The sequence below is a fragment of the Devosia sp. genome, from assembly GCF_036563435.1.
In the GTDB taxonomy this organism is placed as follows: Bacteria; Pseudomonadota; Alphaproteobacteria; order Rhizobiales; family Devosiaceae; genus Devosia.
Genome location: NZ_DATCMJ010000012.1, coordinates 66,648 through 85,051 on the forward strand (window position 1 = coordinate 66,648; position 18,404 = coordinate 85,051).

Consider the following 18,404-nt stretch of genomic DNA (forward strand, 5'->3'; position numbering starts at 1 on the left):
TCAGGGCACGGCGATCAGCAAGAGGAAGGCGAGGAACACCACGAGGTGGACGAGGCCGGTTACGACGGTGGTGCGGCCGGTGCTGAAGCTCAACGTGCTGACGCCGAGCGCCAGGAACAGCAGGACGCTGTCGCCGGGGCCCAGGCCCAGGGTCAGTTCGTGGCCCATGATCATGCTGGCGGCGGCCACGACCGGAATGGTGAGGCCGATGGTGGCGCAGGCTGAGCCGAGGGCGGTGTTGAGCGCCTGCTGAAGCTGGTTGCGCATGGCCGCGCGGACGGCGGCGATGGTTTCGGGCAGGAGCACCAGGGTGGCGATAAAGGCGCCGACAATGGCGTCGGTCTGCGGGAGCTGCAGGGCATGGAGGCCCTTCTCGAGGCTTGCCGCCACGCTTTCGGCAAGGAGCACGATGCCGATGAGGCCGATTGCGAGCAGCGCCAGACTGCGGAGCAGGTTGCCGTGGGGTGCGGCATGCGCCCGCTCCACGGCCGGCTGATCGTCGAGGAAGTCGGCACGGTGGCGCGTCAGCTGCGCGAAGACGAAGCTGCCATAAAGCAGCAGGCACATGGTGCTGACGAATACCAGCTGCAGGGTGGAATAGGCGCCGTGATGGGGCGCCAGGGTGAAGTTGGGCAGGATCAGGGTGATGACGGCGAGGGCGACCACGACGGAGAGAAGGGAACTGGTGGCCTGCTGCTTGTGAGCCTGGTTCTGGTGACGCCAGCCGCCCAGAAGGAGGCTCAGGCCCAGAACGCCGCCGCAGACGATCATCACGGTGGAAAAGACCGATTCGCGGGCAATGGTCGGGTTGGGCTCGCCATGCAGCATGACAGAGACGATGACCGAGGCTTCGATGGCGGTGACGGCGAGGGTGAGCACCAGGGTGCCGAAGGGTTCGCCGACGCGATGCGCCACAGCTTCGGCATGGCCCAGGACCACGAAGACGCACCAGAACACGAAGCCCAGGACGAAAATGGAGATCGCCGCCTGCAGCGGCATGGGCAGATGTTCGACGGGACCGCGGGTGAGGCTCAGCAGCACGCCCAGAGCCAGCGCCGCAACGGGGACGAGGACGGAGGGCGTCCATAGCCGTGCTGCGCCGTGTGATGTGCCGAGTGACTGAGCCATGTACCCCTCCCTGATCGGGACGATCTATAGCCGATCACAAGGAGAAGCGACTGCGGAAACGCAGTTCCGTTTGCTACAAAAAACCGGCGCCCTTGCGGACGCCGGTCGGAGGGAACGGTGCTGGTGTTCTAGATCCAGTAGGGGGCGATGCCGTAGTAGTCGTAGATGCGGCGGCCGTTATCGGCGGTCCAGAAGTCATCGTCGTTGCGATGATCGTAGCGCGGCGCGCCTTCGAGCTGTTCCTTGCTGACATCCACCCGATAGCCGCCCAGCGTCTCGTCGTAGTTGAGCTTGGACCAGGGCAGCGGATAGTGCTCGTGGCCGATGCCCATGAAGCCGCCAAAGCTCAGGACGGCATAGGAGACCTTGCCGCTGCGCTTTTCGATCAGGATGCGCTCGATCGAGCCAATATGCTCGCCGCTGGGATCGTAGACCCTGGTGCCCTCGACCTTGTCGGACGCGATCAGGTCATGGGTTTCCCTGGCGCCGGGATCGGTGCTGCGCATGTCATCAAAAGCCATTTTCAGCTCCTTTCAGATGTGCGGAATCAACGTGAGGCCGGCAAAACGAGTTCCCTTGTGGCGGTTGGGAACCCCCGCACTGGCGGAACTCGGGAGGCTTGCGCCGCATTTCCAAAGTGAAGGGTCTGCGACCCAAACAAGGAGACGCGCCATGATTTTCGATAGCCTGCGCGACCGCATGGGCGGGGATGACAAGATCACCCCAATGGGGATTGCCCATAACAGCCTGTTCACCGCCAAGGAAAAGCTCGACCTGCTCAACCAGCTCAAAGCCGATGCGACTGCGGCCGGCGAGGACGGGCGCGACATGGGCTTCGAGGCCGAAGAGATCGACCAGGCCATCGCCGAAGTGCGCCAGGGCGTGCAGGACGGCGTCGGCACCGAAACCGTGCTCAAGGGAGATTTCTGATGGCCACCACGCCCGACCGCCCGGCGCCGGCCGTTGCCAGCGTCGACAACCTCATCGACGAGAATGGATCGCGGGTCGATGTGCCCAATGGCTCCACCATTCGCGTAGCCGACGAACATGATGCGACGGTGGGCGCCACCGGGCCGACCAACTGGTGGCTCTATGGCCTTGTCGGGCTCGCCATCGTGATCGCCGTCCTGTTCCTCCTGCAGATGTTCCAGGGCGCTCCAGCGACGGATGTGCAGTCGGGGACACCGGTTTCCGAGAGCGTGGTGGCGCCAGCGACTGATCCGGCAGTGCCGGTCCAGCAGCCGGCGACGCCTTAGACTGACGGCCCGCCCCTCCCAACCTCCCCCTGAAGGGGAGGGGAAGATCGGGGTGGTGGCACTATGGTCGCTAGCCCCCTCCCAAACGAAAAGGCGCGCCCCTGTGGACGCGCCTTTCTTGATGCTTGAAGACCGATCAGCCGTTGATGGGCGCGATCTGGATTTCGACGCGGCGGTTCTGGGCGCGCCCGGCTTCGGTGGCGTTGGAGGCGATGGGCGAGGTTTCGCCCTTGCCTTCAATGTAGAAGCGGCGCTGGTCGATGCCCTGGTTGGCCAGGATCGTCGCAACGGAAACGGCGCGGCGCTGCGACAGGGCGAGATTGTACGCATCATCGCCTTCGCTGTCGGTGTGGCCGTAGACGTCGACGATGGACTTGTCGAACTTCTTGAGCACCAGCGCGACGGAAACCAGCGTCGAGTTGAAGGCCGGCTGCACCGTCGACTGGTCGGTCGCAAAGGTGATGTTGGACGGCATATTGAGGATGATGTTCTGACCCACGCGGGTCACGGATACGCCCGTGCCCTGGAGCTGAGCGCGCAGCTCGGCTTCCTGCTGGTCCATGTAGGAACCGATGGCTGCGCCGGTGAGGCCGCCGACACCAGCGCCGATCAGGGCACCGACGCGCGGGTCACCGCCCACGGCTGCGCCGACAAGCGCGCCGGCAACGGCGCCGCCGCCGACGCCGATCAGGCTGCCGCCGGCCGTGTTGGAGAGCTGGCTTTCGCCGGTATAGGGATTGGTGGTGGTGCAGGCGCTGAGCGCCAGGGTCGCTGCAAGCGCAACCAGAATCTTGGACTTCATCGATATACCCCGAGAGAAGATGGTGGCGTGTGTGAGGAGCAAATACGGCAGCATGGTGGTGACGCATCCACCCTGAACATCAGATGAATGCCCGCGCAAATATCGAAAAATGCGCAGGATGCCGCATTGGCAGGAGCCGAAGCACACTTTAGAATGACTCTCATGTTCCTGGTCTTCGTGTCCCCGCGCGAAGATGCCTGAGCACACCATGCGCGCGTCGAATTGACCTATATCAATGCCCCGGGCGCAGACCTAGTTATGGCTTGTTCGCCGCCTGCCGGGTTGACGATGCAGGCAAAGAGGACCGTTCCATGGATTACCGCGGCATATTCGAGGATGCAGTTGATACGCTGCGGGCTGAGAAGCGCTATCGCGTCTTTGCCGACCTTGAACGCATCGCCGGCCAGTTCCCCAAGGCCATCTATCGCGACGACGCCGACAACCAGCGCGAGATCACCATCTGGTGCTCCAACGACTATTTGGGCATGGGCCAGCATGCCAAGGTCGTCGGCGCGATGCAGGAGACCGCCGGCAAGCTCGGCGTGGGATCGGGCGGCACGCGCAACATTTCGGGCACCAACCGCCCGCTGGTCGAGCTCGAGCGTTCGCTCGCCGACCTTCACCGCAAGGAAGGCGCGCTGGTCTTTACCTCGGGCTTTGTGTCCAACGAGGCGGCGATCGCCACCATTGCGCGGCTCCTGCCGGACTGCATCATCTTTTCGGACCAGCTCAACCACGCCTCGATGATCCAGGGCGTGCGCCAGTCGGGCATGGAAAAGAAAATCTTCCGCCACAACGACGTGGCGCATCTGCGCGACCTCCTGGCCGCGGTGGATCGCAAGCGGCCCAAGCTCATCTGCTTTGAGTCGGTCTATTCGATGGACGGCGACGTCGCGCCGATCAAGGAGATTTGCGACCTGGCCGAGGAATTCGGCGCGCTGACCTATATCGACGAAGTGCATGCGGTGGGCATGTATGGCGCGCGCGGCGGCGGCATTGCCGAGCGCGACGGGCTGATGGACCGGATCGACATCATCGAGGGCACGCTCGCCAAGGGCTTTGGCACGATGGGCGGCTATATCACCGCCAACCGCGCCATCATCGACGCGGTGCGATCCTATGCGCCCGAATTCATCTTCACCACCTCCCTGCCCCCGGCGCTGTGCGCCGCGGCGCGCGCCTCGATCGAGCACCTCAAGAGCTCGAGCCACGAGCGCATGATGCATCAGCGCCAGGCGCGCCTGACCAAGGCGATCCTCGCCGATGCAGGCCTGCCGGTGATGGAGACCGACACCCATATCGTGCCGCTGATCGTGGGTGATGCGCGGGCCGTGAAGGCCGCCAGCGACATGCTGCTGGACAAGCACAATATCTATATCCAGCCGATCAACTACCCCACCGTGCCCAAGGGCACCGAGCGGCTGCGCATCACACCGACGCCACTCCACAGCGACGAGATGATCTTTGCGCTGCGCCATGCGCTGGTGAGCGTGTGGACCAGCCTGGAACTGCCGCGCGAGGCGGCGGATGCCAAGATCACCGCCAGCAAGCTGACCTCGGGCGACCTCACCCTGCCCACCATCGGCGGCTAGGGGAATTTGCTGGCGGGTTCAGCCCGCCAGCACGATGCGCATCAGGTCCGCGGTGTTGCGGGCACCGAGCTTTTCCATGACGCGGGCGCGATGCACCTCGATGGTGCGCGGCGAAATGCCGAGTTCGCGGCCGGCCTCCTTGTTGGACTGGCCGTTGGTGATGAGCTGCAGCACCTGGCGTTCGCGCGGCGTGAGCTGGGCAAAGCCCCGCACCTCCACCTGCCGGCGCCCGGACTGCATCATGCCCATGCCGGCATCGACCCGGAGCGCGTCACGCAGGACGGTCAGCAGATATTCGGTATCGATCGGCTTGGAGAGGACGTCGGTGGCGCCCAGCTTCATGGCCGTCACGGCGGCAGCGATCTGCGGCTCCTCGGTGAGCATGAAGACCGGCATGCTCGCGCGGATCGCCTTGGCGCGCCGGAGCAGCGAGAGGCCGTTCTCCTCACCGACGCGCATGTTGATCACGAAGACGTCTGGCCGGCGCCGGTCGAGATTGATGGCGAACTGCTCGGCATCGATGGAAAAGGTCGTCTGGAAGCCTTCCAGCCGGAACAGCACGCTCAGGGACTCGCAGGTGGCGATGTCGGCATCCACGATGTGGATCAGCCGGTCCCGGTTCATAAAGGAATGATAGTAGAAGTCGTCGTTCATATTGCCCACCCCCTGGCAAGTCTCGCTCAAATCAAACTACCGATGTATTTCGCTCAGGTCTTGTCCTGCTAAATGGATTGCGTAAGTAGCCTGGAATTAACTAGGCAAGTTTGCGCTAAGTGTTCCTGCCCACCGACACGGTTTGTACGTACGAGCCAATACGTATGCATCTAGGCATACATACCCAGACAACAGCACGTCAAGGGAATATGTTCCTAGAAATTAGTTGCGCGTGCCGCGCAGGGCATCGCGGATTTCGGTGAGCAGCACTTCTTCGCGGCTGGGCGCGGGCGTGGTGGCAGCGGGCTCCTTGGCAGCCTGGCGCTTCAGCCGGTTTATGCCCTTGACCAGGAGGAACAGCACGAAGGCGATGATGGTGAACTTCACCACGGCATTGATGAACAAGCCGATATTGAGCGTGGCGACGCCGGCAGCCTTGGCCGCCGCCACCGAGGGTACGGGAACATTCTCTGGATTAGACAGAACGACAAAGAGGTTCGAGAAGTCGATGCCGCCGATCAGGAGGCCGATCAGCGGCATGAAGATGTCGTCGACAATGGAGGAGACGATGGCGCCGAAGGCGGCTCCGATGATCACGCCGATCGCGAGATCGATCATGTTGCCCTTGATGGCGAAATCGCGGAATTCCTTGAACATGGTGCCCTCCCTTGCTTTCTGAGCCGTAGCAAGAACCTCGCATTCCGGCAATGGCAATGGGCCATGAGTAGGCCTTGCGCCCTCCTCCCGCCGGGCCGATAGTCGCCCCCACTGCAATCTTTTCGGAAATCTGTCATGTCTGCCCCTAGCTGGGATGCTGCCAGGATGGGCGAAGCGCTCGACTTTGTGCCGCAAGGCATCGCGGTGTTCGACGCGAGCCTGCGGCTGCTAAGCTCCAACCAGCCCTACCAGAGGCTCCTCGGCATGCCCGATGAGCTGATGCGGGCCGGGACGCCGCTTTTCGACATGGCGCTGTTTCTGGCCGATCGCGGCGACCTGGGCCCGGGCGATGCGGCGCGGCTCGCCATCGAGCGCATCAACCAGCTGACGGCGCTGCCGGTTTCGGTAACGGAGCGCAAAGGAAGCGGCGGGCAGGCGCTGGAATTTCATTCGAGCCGCCTGCCGGACGGGGGATTGGTCGTCAGCTGTACCGATGTCACCGACCGGTTGCGCGCCGAACAGGCGATCGAGGAAGCCAAGCAGTCGCTGGAAGCGCGTGTGCAGGAGCGCATGGCGGCGCTGACGCGGCTCAATCTCGAGCTCGAAAGCGCCCGCGCCAAGGCGGACGCGGCCAACCATGACAAGACCCGGTTCCTCGCGGCGGCTAGTCATGACCTCTTGCAGCCGCTCAACGCGGCGCGGCTCTATACGTCCACGCTGATCGAGCGCGCCAAATCCACCAGCCTTGCGGACCTCGCCAACTCCATCGAGGCGTCACTGACCGCGGTGGAGGACATCATGGGAGCGCTGCTCGACATTTCGCGCATCGACAGCGGGGCGCTCAAACCCGTTCCCACGGCCGTCGCCGTACGCGACCTCCTTAAGAAGATCGAGGTGGAGTTCGGCCCGCTGGCGCGGGAGCGCCACATTTCGCTGCGTATCAAGGCCAGTAACGCCACGGTGCTGGTGGACCGGGCGGTGGTGGGGCGTATCGTGCAAAACCTGGTGTCCAACGCGATCAAGTATACCCAGCCGGGTGGCAAGGTGCTGGTGGGGCTGCGCAAGCGCGGCAACCGGATGCGGCTGGATGTGATCGACACCGGCATCGGCTTCAACAAGGACCAGCAGCGGCTCCTGTTCGTGGAGTTCTCGCGACTGGAGCGCGGTGCGCGCATGGCGCAGGGCCTGGGCCTGGGGCTTTCCATTGTGCAGCGCCTGGTGGCGGGGCATGGGCTGACCCTGGAGCTCGACAGCAAGGAGGGGCGCGGTTCGCGGTTCTCGCTGTTCCTGCCGGCAACACGCACGGTGCGGGCAGCGGCGGAAGCGCCTTCAGCGCCCAGCGAGGCGAATTTCGGCATGCAGGGGCTCAAGATCCTCTGCGTAGACAACGAGGCGGCCATCATAGAGGCCATGGAAGGCCTCTTGCGGCACTGGGGGTGCGATGTGCGCAGCGCGCTGTCGCTCAAACAGATCGACCGAGAGCGGCTGCTGGAAGGTTGGTATCCCGACCTGGTGCTGATGGACTACCATCTCGACCAGACTTCGGGGCTCGATGCCATCGAATGGCTGCGGCACAATGTGGGGGGACACTTGCCAGCGGCGCTGGTAACGGCCGATCGCAGCCCGGCGGTGCGGGCGCTGGCAGAGGATCGCGGCATTGCGGTCGTCACCAAGCCGGTGAAGCCAGCCGCGCTGCGGGCGACGATTACGGGGCTCGCCAACCAGAGCCGCAGTCCGATCAAGCGGGTGGGTTAGCTGGCGACGTCCAAGCTGATCACCAGGTCGGCGCGGTCTTGCGAGCGGGAGACCAGGTCGTAATTGGGCAGGTCGTTGCGCTCGATATGGGCGCGGTTGCGTTCCTCGGTGAAGAGGCCTTCGGCGGCGTGGCGCTTGAGGAGGCGGGTTTCGACGAGGCCCCGCGGCACGTCGAGGAAGATGGCGTAATCGAGCAAGGGCTTGACGCCGGCCCAGGGGCCGTCGGTCAGCAGCAGGTAGTTGCCCTCCACGACGAGGATGCGGACCTCGGGCTGGACCGTGAAGGCATTGTCCACCGTGTCCTCGATCTTGCGGGAATAGCCGGGGCCGCTGACCGGCTCGGTGGCGCGCTTGAGATGGTGGAGGAAGCTCACAAACTCGGCGCCCTCGAAGGTGTGGGGCGCGCCCTTGTAGTCGACCTGCCCCATGGCTTCGAGCTTGTGGTGCTTGATGTGAAAGCCATCCATGGGCACGACGGCGGCAATGCCGGGATGGGTGGCGCCGAGGAGGTTCACCAGTTCGGCGGCCAGGGTGGACTTGCCGCTGCCCGGCCCGCCGGCAAGACCGACGGCGATGCGCTGGCCGTGCGCCTTGCTGGCGAAATCGAGGATCTGCGGAACGAGCCGCGACAGCGCCTGCTCGGGCGTCAGGCGGATATGTTCGGTGGTCATCAGCGCCTCCGGCGGAGGCGGAGCAGCAGCCAGATGGGCACGACAAGCGTGGCGCCGGTGACGATATAGAAGGCCAGATCGCGGAAGAGGCCGGTCCCGTCGCGCAGCGCTTCGCGCAGCAGCGAGATGATGCCGTGAACCAGGCTCTCGACGTTGACGCCGAAGACGCTCATGGCAAAGCCCACAAGCAGGGAGACGAAGGCGAGCTTCAGCACCACATTAAACGGGTGACCGCCAAAGAAGCGCTCGACGGGGGAACGGCGCGTGTCGCCCGGATATTGTTCGGTCATGCAGGCCTCCCTGTTGTGGTCTTGCGCGATCATATAGGGTGGATTGTGATTTGAAGAAGGTGTGCCTTGCCTCTTTTGTGTCGTGCCACGGTTGACCACTGACCTCCCGCCCGTCATCGCCGACTGGTTTGCGCGCAAGGGCTGGGCGCCGCGGCAGCATCAGCTGGATGTGTTGGCGAGCTGGCAGAGCGGCGCCTCGGCGCTGCTGATTGCGCCGACGGGCGCAGGGAAGACGCTGGCGGGCTTCCTGCCGACGCTGGTGGATCTGGCGGATGCCGAGTTCGACGGCCTCCACACGCTCTATATCTCGCCGCTCAAGGCCCTGGCGGTGGACGTGCAGCGCAACCTCAATGCGCCGATTCTCGAAATGGGCCTGCGGATTTCGGCGGAGACGCGGACCGGGGATACGCCGGGGAGCAAAAGGACGCGGCAGCGCTCCAAGCCCCCGCATGTGCTGCTGACGACACCCGAGCAGCTCTGCCTCCTGATCAGCCACCCGCATGCGGACGTGTTTTTCGGCTCGCTCAAACGCATCGTGCTCGACGAGCTGCATGCGCTGGTGACGTCCAAGCGCGGTGAGCTGCTGTCGCTGGCCTTGGCGCGGATCGCGCGGCTGGCGCCCCAACTGCAGATCACGGCGCTCAGCGCCACCGTCGCGCGGCCGGACCTCCTGCGGGAGTGGATCGCGCAGCCCGTGCCGGAGCGCGAGACGCATCTGCTGACGATGAATGGCGGGGCGCCGCCGGTGCTCGAAATCCTCGAAACCGAAGAGCGGCTGCCCTGGGCCGGGCACTCGGCCAATTACGCACATCACGAGCTCTACCAGGTGATCAAGCAGCACAGGACAACACTGCTGTTCGTCAATACGCGGTCGCAGGCGGAAATGCTGTTCCAGGGGCTGTGGGCGGTCAACGAGGACATGCTGCCCATCGCGCTGCACCACGGCTCGCTGTCGGTGGAGCAGCGGCGCAAGGTCGAGGGCGCCATGGTTGCCGGCGAGCTCAAGGCGGTGGTGTGTACCTCGACGCTCGACCTTGGCATCGACTGGGGGGATGTGGACCTGGTGGTGCAGGTGGGGGCGCCCAAGGGGTCGTCGCGCATGCTGCAGCGCATCGGCCGCGCCAATCACCGGCTGGACGAGCCCTCCAAGGCTTTATTGGTGCCTTCCAACCGCTTCGAGGTGCTCGAATGCGAGGCGGCGTTGGAAGCGGTGGCGGAGCGGCACCAGGACAGCGAGGACCCGGTCAATGGCGGCTATGACGTCCTGGCGCAGCATGTGCTGGGCATGGCCTGTGCCGCGCCCTTCGACGCCGACGAGCTATATGCCGAGGTGCGGCATGCCTGGCCCTATCGGGACCTCGAACGGCGGCAGTTCGACCGGGTGGTGGAGTTCGTCGCCACGGGCGGCTACGCGCTCCAGGCCTATGAGCGCTATGCACGGCTGAAGCGCACCGAGGATGGGCTCTGGCGGGTGGCCAACCCACAGGTGGCGCAGCAATATCGGCTCAATATCGGCACGATCGTCGAAGAGCCCATGGTCAAGGTGCGCCTGATCCGCACGCGCGGGCTCAAGAAAGGGGCGCAGACGCCGGTGGGGGCTGGTGGGCGGGTCCTGGGCGAGATGGAGGAGTATTTCTTCGGCACGCTTCTCATCGGCGATACCTTTATGTTCGGCGGGGAAATCGTGGCCTTCGAGGGGATGAAGGACAACGAGGCCTATGTAAGCCGCGCCCAATCGGCCAACCCCAAGATTCCCAGCTATATGGGCGGCAAGTTTCCCCTTTCGACCTATCTTGCCGAGCGGGTGCGGCGGCTGCTGGATTCGCCCGAAGACTGGCGCGTGCTGCCCGACCAGGTGAGCGACTGGCTGCGATTGCAACGCGACGTCTCGGTGCTGCCGCGGCGCGATAGCCTCCTGGTCGAGACCTTTCCGCGCGGCACGCAGAACTACATGGTGTGCTACCCCTTCGAGGGCCGGCTGGCGCACCAGACGCTGGGCATGTTGCTGACGCGGCGGCTGGAACGGGCGCGGGCGCGGCCACTCGGCTTCGTCGCGTCGGAATATGCCCTCGCCATCTGGGGGCTGGGCGACCTTTCGGCGCTGATCCGCACCGGACGGTTATCGCTGGACGAGCTCTTTTCAGAAGACATGCTGGGCGAGGACCTCGAAGACTGGCTGGATGAATCGGCGCTGATGAAGCGGACTTTCCGCAATTGCGCGATCATTTCGGGGCTGATCGAGCGGCGCCATCCGGGCAAGGAGAAGACCGGGCGGCAGATCACGATGAGTTCAGACCTGATCTACGACGTCCTTTACCAGCACGAGCCGGACCACATCCTGATCCAGGCGACGCGGCGGGATGCGGCGCGCGGGCTGCTTGATATCGGGCGTTTGGGCGACATGCTGCGGCGCATTCGCAGCCATATCGTCCACAAGCCGCTGGAGCGGGTGTCGCCGCTGGCCGTGCCGATCCTCCTCGATATCGGACGGGAGCCGATTTTTGGCGAAGGGCGCGAATCAGCTATGGCGGACGCTGCCGATGAATTGATGCGGGAAGCGCTGGGCAAGGTTGGGCCAGACATTATCTAGAGCCGAGATCACGGAGACGCCGATCTTGCGCTTTGCCGGACACAATTTCGAACCCCTTCCCTCTGGCGGCCTCTACTGGCATGCGCAGCAGACGCTGCTGGTGGCCGATCTCCATTTCGAGAAGATGGCGAGCTTTGCCCGGCGCGGGCAGATGCTGCCGCCATACGATACGGCGATGACGCTGGCGCGGCTGGAGGCGGATCTCCGGCGCACCGGGGCGAAACGGCTGGTGTCGCTGGGCGACAGTTTCCACCGGGAAGACTCAAGCACGCTGCTGACGCCGGCGGACCGGATGCGGCTCGACGCAGTGACCGACCTGGTGGAGTGCATCTGGCTTTCGGGCAACCACGATCCGGTGCCGCATGCGATCGGCGGCACCTGCCTGGCGGAAATGGAACTGGCCGGGCTGAGCCTCACCCATGAACCGCGGCGTGGCGTGACGGGGCTGGTGGCGGGGCACCTCCATCCGGCTGCGCATATCCAGATCGAGGGGCGGTCGACGCGGCGGCCGTGCTTTGTGCATGACAACCGGCTGTTGCTGCTGCCGGCCTATGGTTCGTCGACGGGATCGATCAACATCCTGTCGCAAGCTTTCGTCGGGCTGTTTCATTGGCCGGCGCTGGAAGTGACCATGCTGGGCCGGGACCGGACCTATCCTGTCAGTCCAAAGCGGCTGGTGCGGGGGTAAACTCCCACCACCTGAGTGCGTCCCGGCACCCCCTCATCCGGCGCTGCGCGCCACCTTCTCCCCAATGGGGAGAAGGAAGAAGGCGTTCCCCTAGCGGCGGAAGAGGACGCCGCCGAGCCAGCCGGTGAAGAGCGCGAGGACGACGCAGATCAGGCCATAGAACAGGGGCTGCTGGGTGGCCGAGAGGGCAAGGAAGCGCTCGAAGCCGATCTTGCGCACGGCGAAGCCTTCGGACTTGCGGGCGATGATCTGGCCGTCCTTGAAGACATAGGTCAGCGCCAAGTAGGGCCCGGGCGGGGCGTTGCTGGGGAGGGTCAGGCGTGCCGAGTAGAAATTGTCGGAGAGGAAGTTGACGCCGTTCTCCTGCACGCCGAACAGGCCCTGCTCGGTCATCAGGCGCACCAGTTGCTGCCCGAAAACGGCGCCTCGCCACCAGTCGTTGCTGTCGACCACCAGCGTGTGGGACTCGGGCAGGATATTGTTGGTGGTCAGGGTCGTGATGTCGGTGATCTCGTTGAGCCTGCCGCTGGCGAGAACGTGGAAATAGCTCGGGAAATTGAGGAACTCGACCTGGGCGGTGTTGCTCCAGATGCCGAAATTGTTGGTCATCTGCCGGGCGACACGGTTCTGCGTGGGGCCGATGACCACGACGATCACATGGAACGGGCCCTCAAGGGTCTTCTCGGTGGCGCCGGCATCGGGGACGATGTTGCCGAAAAAGGTCATCCGCTCGCCATCGAAGCTCGAGGTGATCTCGACCGTGTCGTTGGAGAGCTGCGACAGGAGGCGCGCGGCCTGGGCCGGCACAGCCAAGGCAAGGACAAGCGCGAGGATGAGGACGAGGCGCGTCACTGCAGCCCCCCGACCACGGCCATGGAGAAGGGATCGGCCGGGGCGATCACCAGCGAAAGGCCGAAACGGATGGCGACGGCGAGCACCAGGAGGGCCAGCAGGCCACGCAGCTGTTCGCCGCGCAGATATTTGCCGGCCGAGGCGCCGAACTGCGCTCCCGCCGTGCCGCCGACCATGAGGCAGAAGGCGAGGAGAATATCGACGCTCTGGCTTTGTACAGCGTGAAGGACGGTCGTTGCGGCCATCATGGCCACGACCTGGGCCAGGGAGGTGCCGATCACCACATTGCCGGGGACGCGAAGCAGGTAGACCAGCGCCGGCACCATGATGAAGCCGCCGCCGATGCCCAGGAGCGAGCCGACAAAGCCGATGAAGAGGCCGATCAGCAGCACGGGCAGGACGCTGATATAGAGACGGGATTTCTTGAAGCGGACGCGCATGGGCAGGCCATGGATCCAGTTGTGCTGGTTGGGCAGGCGTTCGCGCACGACCACGCCCTGCCGGTGCTTGAGGATGGCGCGGGTGGATTCGATCAGCATCAGCGTGCCGACGGAGCCGAGAAGGATCAGGAAGCCCAGGGAAATGACGAGGTCGAGCTGGCCCGCTTCCCGCAGAAGATCGAAGGCGGCAACGCCACCGAAGGCGCCGAGAATGCCGGACAGGACTAGGTAGAGCGCAAGGTGAAGATCGATGGCGCCGCGGCGGTAATGGGCGAGCGCGCCGGAGGTGGAGGCGGCCACCACCTGGCCGGTCACGGAGGCAACGGCGACGGGGGCCGGTACGCCCGAAAAGATCAGGAGCGGAGTCAAAAGGAAGCCGCCCCCGACCCCGAAGAGCCCGGACAGGAATCCGACTGCCCCCCCGATCCCGATGAGGAAGAAGAGGTTCACGGACATTTCAGCGATCGGCAGATAGATCTGCAAGACCGTATCCGTTCAACGAAAAGCACTAGCGCACACGACCTTACAACCGTGTGCGTCAACAATAGGTCAAAGGCCTGGCCCGGCAGCAAAACCTCTGAACGGGGGATTATGGTTCCCCCGTCCGGGTGTCAAACGACAGTTCGATGTCAGACGGGCTGGCTGCCGAGCACCGCAAGGAGGCGCGGATTGATGGCGCCGATCTCTGACATGCCGGTGCCGCGCTCGAAGGCCTTGATGGCTTCGGCCGTCTTGGGGCCGGCAAAGCCATCGGCGGTGCCGACATCGAAGCCGAGCTTGCCCAGCACCAACTGCACCTTGGAGACGACCTCCCTGGTGGTGATCGGCGCGCCGGGATCAAAGCTCGGCGACCAGCTGCCCAGGGGGGCGAAATTGGCGGCGAGATCGAGCGTTTCCGGCTTCCAGGCGACGACTTCGGCCGAGACGGTGCTCACCTGTTCGGCGGTCAGCGACTTGGCCATGTCGTCACGTGCCTGGGCGGCGTCCTTGTCGCCGCTGGCAGCAGCGAGGGCGAACCATTTATAGGACTGCGCGAAATCCTGCTCCACGCCGAGGCCGCGGGCATAGAGCATGCCCAGGTTGAACTGCGAGTCGGTCATGCCCTTGCCGGCCGCCTGCGCGAACCATTCGGCGGCCTGCTCGAATTCCTGCTCGCCCAGCGACCCGCCGGCATAAAGGGCGGCGAGGTTGTGCATGGCCATGCGGTTGCCGGCTTCGGCGGCGCGCTGGTACCAGAGCTTGGCGACCTCGAGGTCCTTTTCGACGCCGTTGCCGGCTTCGTAGAGATTGCCGAGACGGTATTGTGCCGGGGCAAAGCCTTGGGCGGCGGAGCGCTCGTACCACTTGCCGGCTTCTGCGTAGTCCTGCGGCAGGGCCTGGCCTTCGGTATAGATGGCCCCGATTTCGAACTGCGCGCGGGCGTCGCCATCGGCTGCGGCCTGGCGGAGCTCGAGGGGACCGACGGCTTCAGGGGGAAGGTCGAACTTTTCCGGCTCGGCGGAGGCGGCCAGTTCAGCTGGCTCGGCAGCCGCAGGCGTCTCCACCAGAGCGGCGGGGGTGGCGCTAGCGGGCGCGGCGGCGCTGGCCAGGATGGTGCGGCGGGCGGGACCGACCGGGGCCGACTTGCTGAAGCTCATGGGTTCGGGCGAACCGATGGAGCCGGTAGCGGTCGTATCGATCATGTCGCTGATGCGCGCCTCGGGGCGGACCAGGGAGACGTCTTCGCTGGGGGCGACTGAAGCCGGAGCGGCCGGGGCTTCTGCGGCCGGCGCCGGGGCGGCGGTGTCCATGCGCTGGAGCACCAGGTTGAGCGCCAGCATGGAGACAGCGACCAAGGTTGCGGCGAGGAGCAGCGGGCGCCGGTGACGCCGGAGGAAGCTGGGGCGGGCTTCGGTCGCCTCTTCGGCAACAGGAGCATCGGCGGCGACGGGCTTGGCCGGCTTGTCTTTCTTCTGGCGCGGTGGCTTGGCAGGCTTGGCAGCCTTTTCCGGCTTGGCCGGCGGCGCGAGCGGCGCATCGGCGGTGGTTGCCGCAGCATCGGCGGTTGTAGCCGGCATGACGCGTGACAGCGCGCGGCCGATGAGGGAGTTGCTGCTTGGAGCGCTGGCGGGGGCGACCGTTTCCTGGCGGGCGCGCTGCGCGCGGCGGGCGGCAGCCACAAAGGTGCTGGTATTGCTGGGCGCGGGGGCCTCGACCGAAGGTGCGGCAGACGCCGGGGGTGGCGCGAAGGGATCGCTGTCGGAGGCAAAGCTCGACTGTGGGCGTGGGGGACGCTCGACGGAAGCAGGGTCGAAGATCGGAGCCTGGAGCGGACGCTCGGCTGCGCGCGGCTCAGGGGTCCGCACAGGCGGACGTGCGGCGACCTTGGCCTGGAGGGCCGGTCCGAGCAGCGGTTCGTTGCGGAAGCCGGGATCAACCAGCGGCGCGTCGTCGGCGGGATTGGCCGGCATGGCGTCGCTCTTGGCGGGCGAGCGTGGGCCAGACAGGGCCGAGAGCATGGCGTCGAAACGGTCGCTGTTGGGACCTTCGTCGCGCTGCGGGGCGGCCGTCTGGTTGGACGGGCGGGCGCGCTCGGAGAGTGCCGCCTCGAGGCGGGTCAGGCGCTCGGCAGTGTCCTTGCCGGCTGTGTTGAAGAGCGCGGTCATGCGCTTTTCGAAGTGGCCCATGCTTTCTTCGCTGACGCCGGAGGAGGCCTGCGGCGCCGACTTGGCGATGGCTTCGGACGTCCGCTCGGCCACCAGTTCGGCCAGGGACTCGTAGTCGGGCGTCTTGCCGGCCGACTTGATAAGGCCGGTAATGCGATCCTCGATGCTCTTGAGGCTGTCGGGCCCGAACATGGCGACCGGAGCCGGTGCCTTGCGGGTGATGGCATCGCTGGTGCGCTCGGCAACGAGGGTCGCCATGGCTTCGAGTTCAACAGGACCGGACTGGTTGGCGCTATAGAGCTTGGCCAGACCATTGAGCTGGTTGCTGGCCTCATCCATGCGCTGCATCAAGAGCTTGAGCTGCGACTCGACCTGCACGCCGTCGGCCGGCATGCGATCGGACAGCGCCTCGATCTGCGATTCGATGCGCAGGAAGCGCGGCTCCATGCCGGCCACGATAGCGTCGCGCAGGGAGGCGATATCCTGCTTGAGGCCGGCGACATCACGGTTGGAGGACTGGAAGCCGCCGATGCGGCTCGCAATGTCGTCGATCTTGGCGACCAGCGCATCGGGGGCGACATTGCTGTCCTTCATCACCTGCGTGAACGCCGCCATTTCGCTGGTCAGGCGTTCGAACTCGCCCGAGGAAAGCGCCACATTACGCTCGATGGAGTCGATGCGATCATAGACGGTGCGTACGCTGGCCTCGATAGCCTGCATGGCGGGCGCGACGGTGTCAGACTTGCCGGGGCCGCGCTCTTCGCGCGCAATTTCGCGCTCCATCTGCTGGGCCTGCAGTTCAGCCAGCTTGCCCACGGTGGTGGAGACATCGTCGAGGCGGCGGTTGAGTGAGGTCAGGTCGACCTTGGGACCGCTTTCGATCAGGGCCGCCAGCGCGCCGATCTGCGCTTCGAGGCGCTTGACCTGGCCGGTCTCGCCGACCGCACCCGCCAGGAGCTCGACCACATGGGTCAGTTGCTCGACCTGGCTGGCTACTTCGCTGACGCTGCCGTTAGTGGCGCGCTGCTTGTGGAGGTCGCCCTCGAGGCGTTCAAGACGGCCGGAGAGCCCGCGCACCAGGGCGCTGAGCTCACGGAATTCGGGCTGATCGCCGGCGCGCTGGCCGAGGGCCGCCGCAGAGCTCGACATCTGGCGCCCGCGGATTTCGGCAATGGCGTCGCTCAGCGCATCGCGTTCGCCATGGCTCACGAAGTCATCGCGTTCGCTGAAGCGGTCGACGGCGCGCTTGACCGTGCGCAGCGCCTCGCGGCGGAGGGCTGCAGGCTCGGGACCCACAACCTGGTCACGCAGGTTGCGGACGCGGCGGGAGATGCCGCTCAAGGCCGGCTCGGCGCGCTCGGCACCGGCATACCGGCCTTCGACCTGATCAAGGAGCGAGACGAGTTCACCGCGTAGGGCATGCCACTCGCCCGCTTGCGGCTCCGGAGCCAGATCCGATACGTCTGGAATTGGATAGGCGCGGGCCATGGGTTAGTCCCTGTTGTGAGCGGCGGACCCCTCGCGATTCAAAGCGAAGGCTTGCGTGCCACCTTGGGAAAACATGGTAAAGATCCCGTTAAGTCCTGCTGCAATATGCAATTGTAGCCATGGGATAGACTGCTGGACTAGACGAAAGACGTGATCGACTCGATGGCAGCCTGTGCCTATCGAAGCTGCCAGAGGAGCTTGTGGTTACATGACCCGCCGCCGCATCATCATTGTTGACGATCACCCGTTGTTTCGCGCCGCGCTGCGGCAGACGCTGGCGGGCGGCGACGCCACGGTCAGCGTGGAAGAGGCGGGCGATCTCAACGGCTTGAGCGCGGCGCTCGATGCTGACCGTGACTGCGACCTGGTGCTGCTGGACCTCAACATGCCCGGCGTGCGCGGCTTTTCGGGCCTGCTGCTGCTGCGCGCGCAGTATCCGGATATCCCGGTGATGATCATTTCAGCGGTGGAAGACAATACGGTGGTGCGCCGGGCTTTCGAGCTGGGCGCTGCGGGCTACCTTCACAAGTCTGTTGGCCCGACGGAAATCCGCCGCGCCATCGAGACAGTGCTCTCGGGCGAGGTGTTCGTGCCGGCCGGGACGACGCTGGGCGCCGACGACGAGCAGACGGCGCTGATGCGCCGCCTATCGACGCTGACGCCGCAGCAGGTGCGCGTCTTGATGATGCTCAGCGACGGGCTCATGAACAAGCAGATCGCCTATGAGCTCACCATTTCCGAGGCGACGGTCAAGGCGCATGTCTCCGCCATCCTGCAGAAGCTCGATGTCGACAGCCGCACCCAGGCGGTGATTGCCGCATCGCGCATCGAGGACGGGCAGTTCGAAGCCCTGTTCTCGATCGGCGCGGAGCAGAGCTAGCCGTCGCTTTCGCGGG

The 18,404-nt window shown here is 65.2% G+C and carries 17 protein-coding genes; 7 read left to right on the forward strand and 10 right to left on the reverse strand.

Annotated elements, in window-relative coordinates; all coding sequences use genetic code 11:
- Positions 1-1,128: an ionic transporter gene (locus VIL88_RS06300; RefSeq protein ID WP_331987058.1), complete on the reverse strand. Its 1,128-nt coding sequence runs from the start codon at positions 1,126-1,128 to the stop codon at positions 1-3.
- Positions 1,129-1,256: 128 nt separating this feature from the next.
- Positions 1,257-1,649, reverse strand: coding sequence for a PRC-barrel domain-containing protein (locus VIL88_RS06305; RefSeq protein WP_331987060.1), 393 nt, complete (start codon positions 1,647-1,649; stop codon positions 1,257-1,259).
- Between the two features lie 151 nt (positions 1,650-1,800).
- On the opposite strand from VIL88_RS06305, the gene VIL88_RS06310 reads away from it, so the two are divergent.
- Both VIL88_RS06310 and VIL88_RS06315 read left to right on the forward strand, forming a co-directional pair.
- On the forward strand, positions 1,801-2,058 hold the full coding sequence (locus tag VIL88_RS06310; protein WP_331987061.1) for a hypothetical protein: 258 nt from the start codon (positions 1,801-1,803) through the stop codon (positions 2,056-2,058).
- Entirely contained in the window at positions 2,058-2,384 is a 327-nt protein-coding gene (locus VIL88_RS06315) for a hypothetical protein (protein WP_331987063.1), read from the forward strand. The genes VIL88_RS06310 and VIL88_RS06315 overlap by 1 nt, the downstream gene beginning before the upstream one ends.
- Before the next feature lie 136 nt (positions 2,385-2,520).
- Here the strand turns inward: VIL88_RS06315 and VIL88_RS06320 are convergent, their stop codons facing one another.
- Positions 2,521-3,186 (reverse strand): OmpA family protein, encoded by a 666-nt coding sequence (locus tag VIL88_RS06320; protein WP_331987064.1) that lies wholly within the window; start codon positions 3,184-3,186, stop codon positions 2,521-2,523.
- Positions 3,187-3,497: 311 nt separating this feature from the next.
- Here VIL88_RS06320 and hemA point away from each other — a divergent pair, with 311 nt between their 5' ends.
- Positions 3,498-4,778 carry a 5-aminolevulinate synthase gene (gene hemA, locus VIL88_RS06325; RefSeq protein ID WP_331987066.1) on the forward strand — a complete coding sequence of 427 codons (1,281 nt, stop codon included), beginning with the start codon at positions 3,498-3,500 and terminating at the stop codon, positions 4,776-4,778.
- Between the two features lie 18 nt (positions 4,779-4,796).
- On the opposite strand, the gene VIL88_RS06330 is transcribed toward hemA, so the two are convergent.
- Together VIL88_RS06330 and mscL are read right to left on the reverse strand one after the other, a co-directional pair.
- Positions 4,797-5,432, reverse strand: coding sequence for a response regulator transcription factor (locus tag VIL88_RS06330; RefSeq protein WP_331987068.1), 636 nt, complete (start codon positions 5,430-5,432; stop codon positions 4,797-4,799).
- Between the two features lie 222 nt (positions 5,433-5,654).
- The gene (mscL, locus tag VIL88_RS06335) at positions 5,655-6,089 is read right to left on the reverse strand and encodes a large conductance mechanosensitive channel protein MscL (RefSeq protein ID WP_331987069.1); all 435 of its coding nucleotides are present in this window, start codon (positions 6,087-6,089) and stop codon (positions 5,655-5,657) included.
- A gap of 135 nt (positions 6,090-6,224) precedes the next feature.
- Between mscL and VIL88_RS06340 the strand changes: the two genes are divergently transcribed.
- Positions 6,225-7,844: a hybrid sensor histidine kinase/response regulator gene (locus tag VIL88_RS06340; RefSeq protein ID WP_331987071.1), complete on the forward strand. Its 1,620-nt coding sequence runs from the start codon at positions 6,225-6,227 to the stop codon at positions 7,842-7,844.
- On the opposite strand, the gene VIL88_RS06345 is transcribed toward VIL88_RS06340, so the two are convergent.
- Entirely contained in the window at positions 7,841-8,515 is a 675-nt protein-coding gene (locus tag VIL88_RS06345) for a nucleoside/nucleotide kinase family protein (protein WP_331987072.1), read from the reverse strand. The genes VIL88_RS06340 and VIL88_RS06345 overlap by 4 nt on opposite strands.
- Complete coding sequence (locus VIL88_RS06350; RefSeq protein ID WP_331987073.1) at positions 8,515-8,805, reverse strand: DUF6460 domain-containing protein; 291 nt, start codon at positions 8,803-8,805, stop codon at positions 8,515-8,517. The genes VIL88_RS06345 and VIL88_RS06350 overlap by 1 nt, the downstream gene beginning before the upstream one ends.
- A 91-nt stretch (positions 8,806-8,896) precedes the next feature.
- Here VIL88_RS06350 and VIL88_RS06355 point away from each other — a divergent pair, with 91 nt between their 5' ends.
- The gene (locus VIL88_RS06355; RefSeq protein WP_331987075.1) at positions 8,897-11,395 is read left to right on the forward strand and encodes a ligase-associated DNA damage response DEXH box helicase; all 2,499 of its coding nucleotides are present in this window, start codon (positions 8,897-8,899) and stop codon (positions 11,393-11,395) included.
- A 25-nt stretch (positions 11,396-11,420) separates the two neighbouring features.
- Positions 11,421-12,083: a ligase-associated DNA damage response endonuclease PdeM gene (gene pdeM, locus VIL88_RS06360; protein ID WP_331987076.1), complete on the forward strand. Its 663-nt coding sequence runs from the start codon at positions 11,421-11,423 to the stop codon at positions 12,081-12,083.
- Between the two features lie 90 nt (positions 12,084-12,173).
- On the opposite strand, the gene VIL88_RS06365 is transcribed toward pdeM, so the two are convergent.
- From VIL88_RS06365 to VIL88_RS06375, 3 genes are all read right to left on the reverse strand, one after another.
- Positions 12,174-12,935, reverse strand: coding sequence for a TIGR02186 family protein (locus VIL88_RS06365; protein ID WP_331987077.1), 762 nt, complete (start codon positions 12,933-12,935; stop codon positions 12,174-12,176).
- Positions 12,932-13,858 (reverse strand): sulfite exporter TauE/SafE family protein, encoded by a 927-nt coding sequence (locus tag VIL88_RS06370; RefSeq protein ID WP_331987079.1) that lies wholly within the window; start codon positions 13,856-13,858, stop codon positions 12,932-12,934. Before VIL88_RS06370 ends, VIL88_RS06365 begins: the two co-directional genes overlap by 4 nt.
- A 146-nt stretch (positions 13,859-14,004) precedes the next feature.
- Positions 14,005-17,508 (reverse strand): peptidoglycan-binding protein, encoded by a 3,504-nt coding sequence (locus VIL88_RS06375; RefSeq protein ID WP_331987080.1) that lies wholly within the window; start codon positions 17,506-17,508, stop codon positions 14,005-14,007.
- Positions 17,509-17,716: 208 nt separating this feature from the next.
- Here VIL88_RS06375 and VIL88_RS06380 point away from each other — a divergent pair, with 208 nt between their 5' ends.
- Positions 17,717-18,388 (forward strand): response regulator transcription factor, encoded by a 672-nt coding sequence (locus tag VIL88_RS06380; RefSeq protein ID WP_331987082.1) that lies wholly within the window; start codon positions 17,717-17,719, stop codon positions 18,386-18,388.
- The last annotated feature ends 16 nt before the right edge of the window (positions 18,389-18,404 follow it).

What these genes read in the sequence shown, in the direction of transcription:
- VIL88_RS06315 (WP_331987063.1), top strand. Translation starts at nt 2,058, where the DNA reads ATGGCCACCACGCCCGACCGCCCGGCGCCGGCCGTTGCCAGCGTCGAC.
- VIL88_RS06320 (WP_331987064.1), bottom strand. Translation starts at nt 3,186, where the DNA reads ATGAAGTCCAAGATTCTGGTTGCGCTTGCAGCGACCCTGGCGCTCAGC.
- VIL88_RS06345 (WP_331987072.1), bottom strand. Translation starts at nt 8,515, where the DNA reads ATGACCACCGAACATATCCGCCTGACGCCCGAGCAGGCGCTGTCGCGG.
- hemA (WP_331987066.1), top strand. Translation starts at nt 3,498, where the DNA reads ATGGATTACCGCGGCATATTCGAGGATGCAGTTGATACGCTGCGGGCT.
- VIL88_RS06380 (WP_331987082.1), top strand. Translation starts at nt 17,717, where the DNA reads ATGACCCGCCGCCGCATCATCATTGTTGACGATCACCCGTTGTTTCGC.
- VIL88_RS06340 (WP_331987071.1), top strand. Translation starts at nt 6,225, where the DNA reads ATGTCTGCCCCTAGCTGGGATGCTGCCAGGATGGGCGAAGCGCTCGAC.
- VIL88_RS06375 (WP_331987080.1), bottom strand. Translation starts at nt 17,508, where the DNA reads ATGGCCCGCGCCTATCCAATTCCAGACGTATCGGATCTGGCTCCGGAG.
- VIL88_RS06310 (WP_331987061.1), top strand. Translation starts at nt 1,801, where the DNA reads ATGATTTTCGATAGCCTGCGCGACCGCATGGGCGGGGATGACAAGATC.
- VIL88_RS06300 (WP_331987058.1), bottom strand. Translation starts at nt 1,128, where the DNA reads ATGGCTCAGTCACTCGGCACATCACACGGCGCAGCACGGCTATGGACG.
- VIL88_RS06350 (WP_331987073.1), bottom strand. Translation starts at nt 8,805, where the DNA reads ATGACCGAACAATATCCGGGCGACACGCGCCGTTCCCCCGTCGAGCGC.
- mscL (WP_331987069.1), bottom strand. Translation starts at nt 6,089, where the DNA reads ATGTTCAAGGAATTCCGCGATTTCGCCATCAAGGGCAACATGATCGAT.
- VIL88_RS06330 (WP_331987068.1), bottom strand. Translation starts at nt 5,432, where the DNA reads ATGAACGACGACTTCTACTATCATTCCTTTATGAACCGGGACCGGCTG.
- VIL88_RS06305 (WP_331987060.1), bottom strand. Translation starts at nt 1,649, where the DNA reads ATGGCTTTTGATGACATGCGCAGCACCGATCCCGGCGCCAGGGAAACC.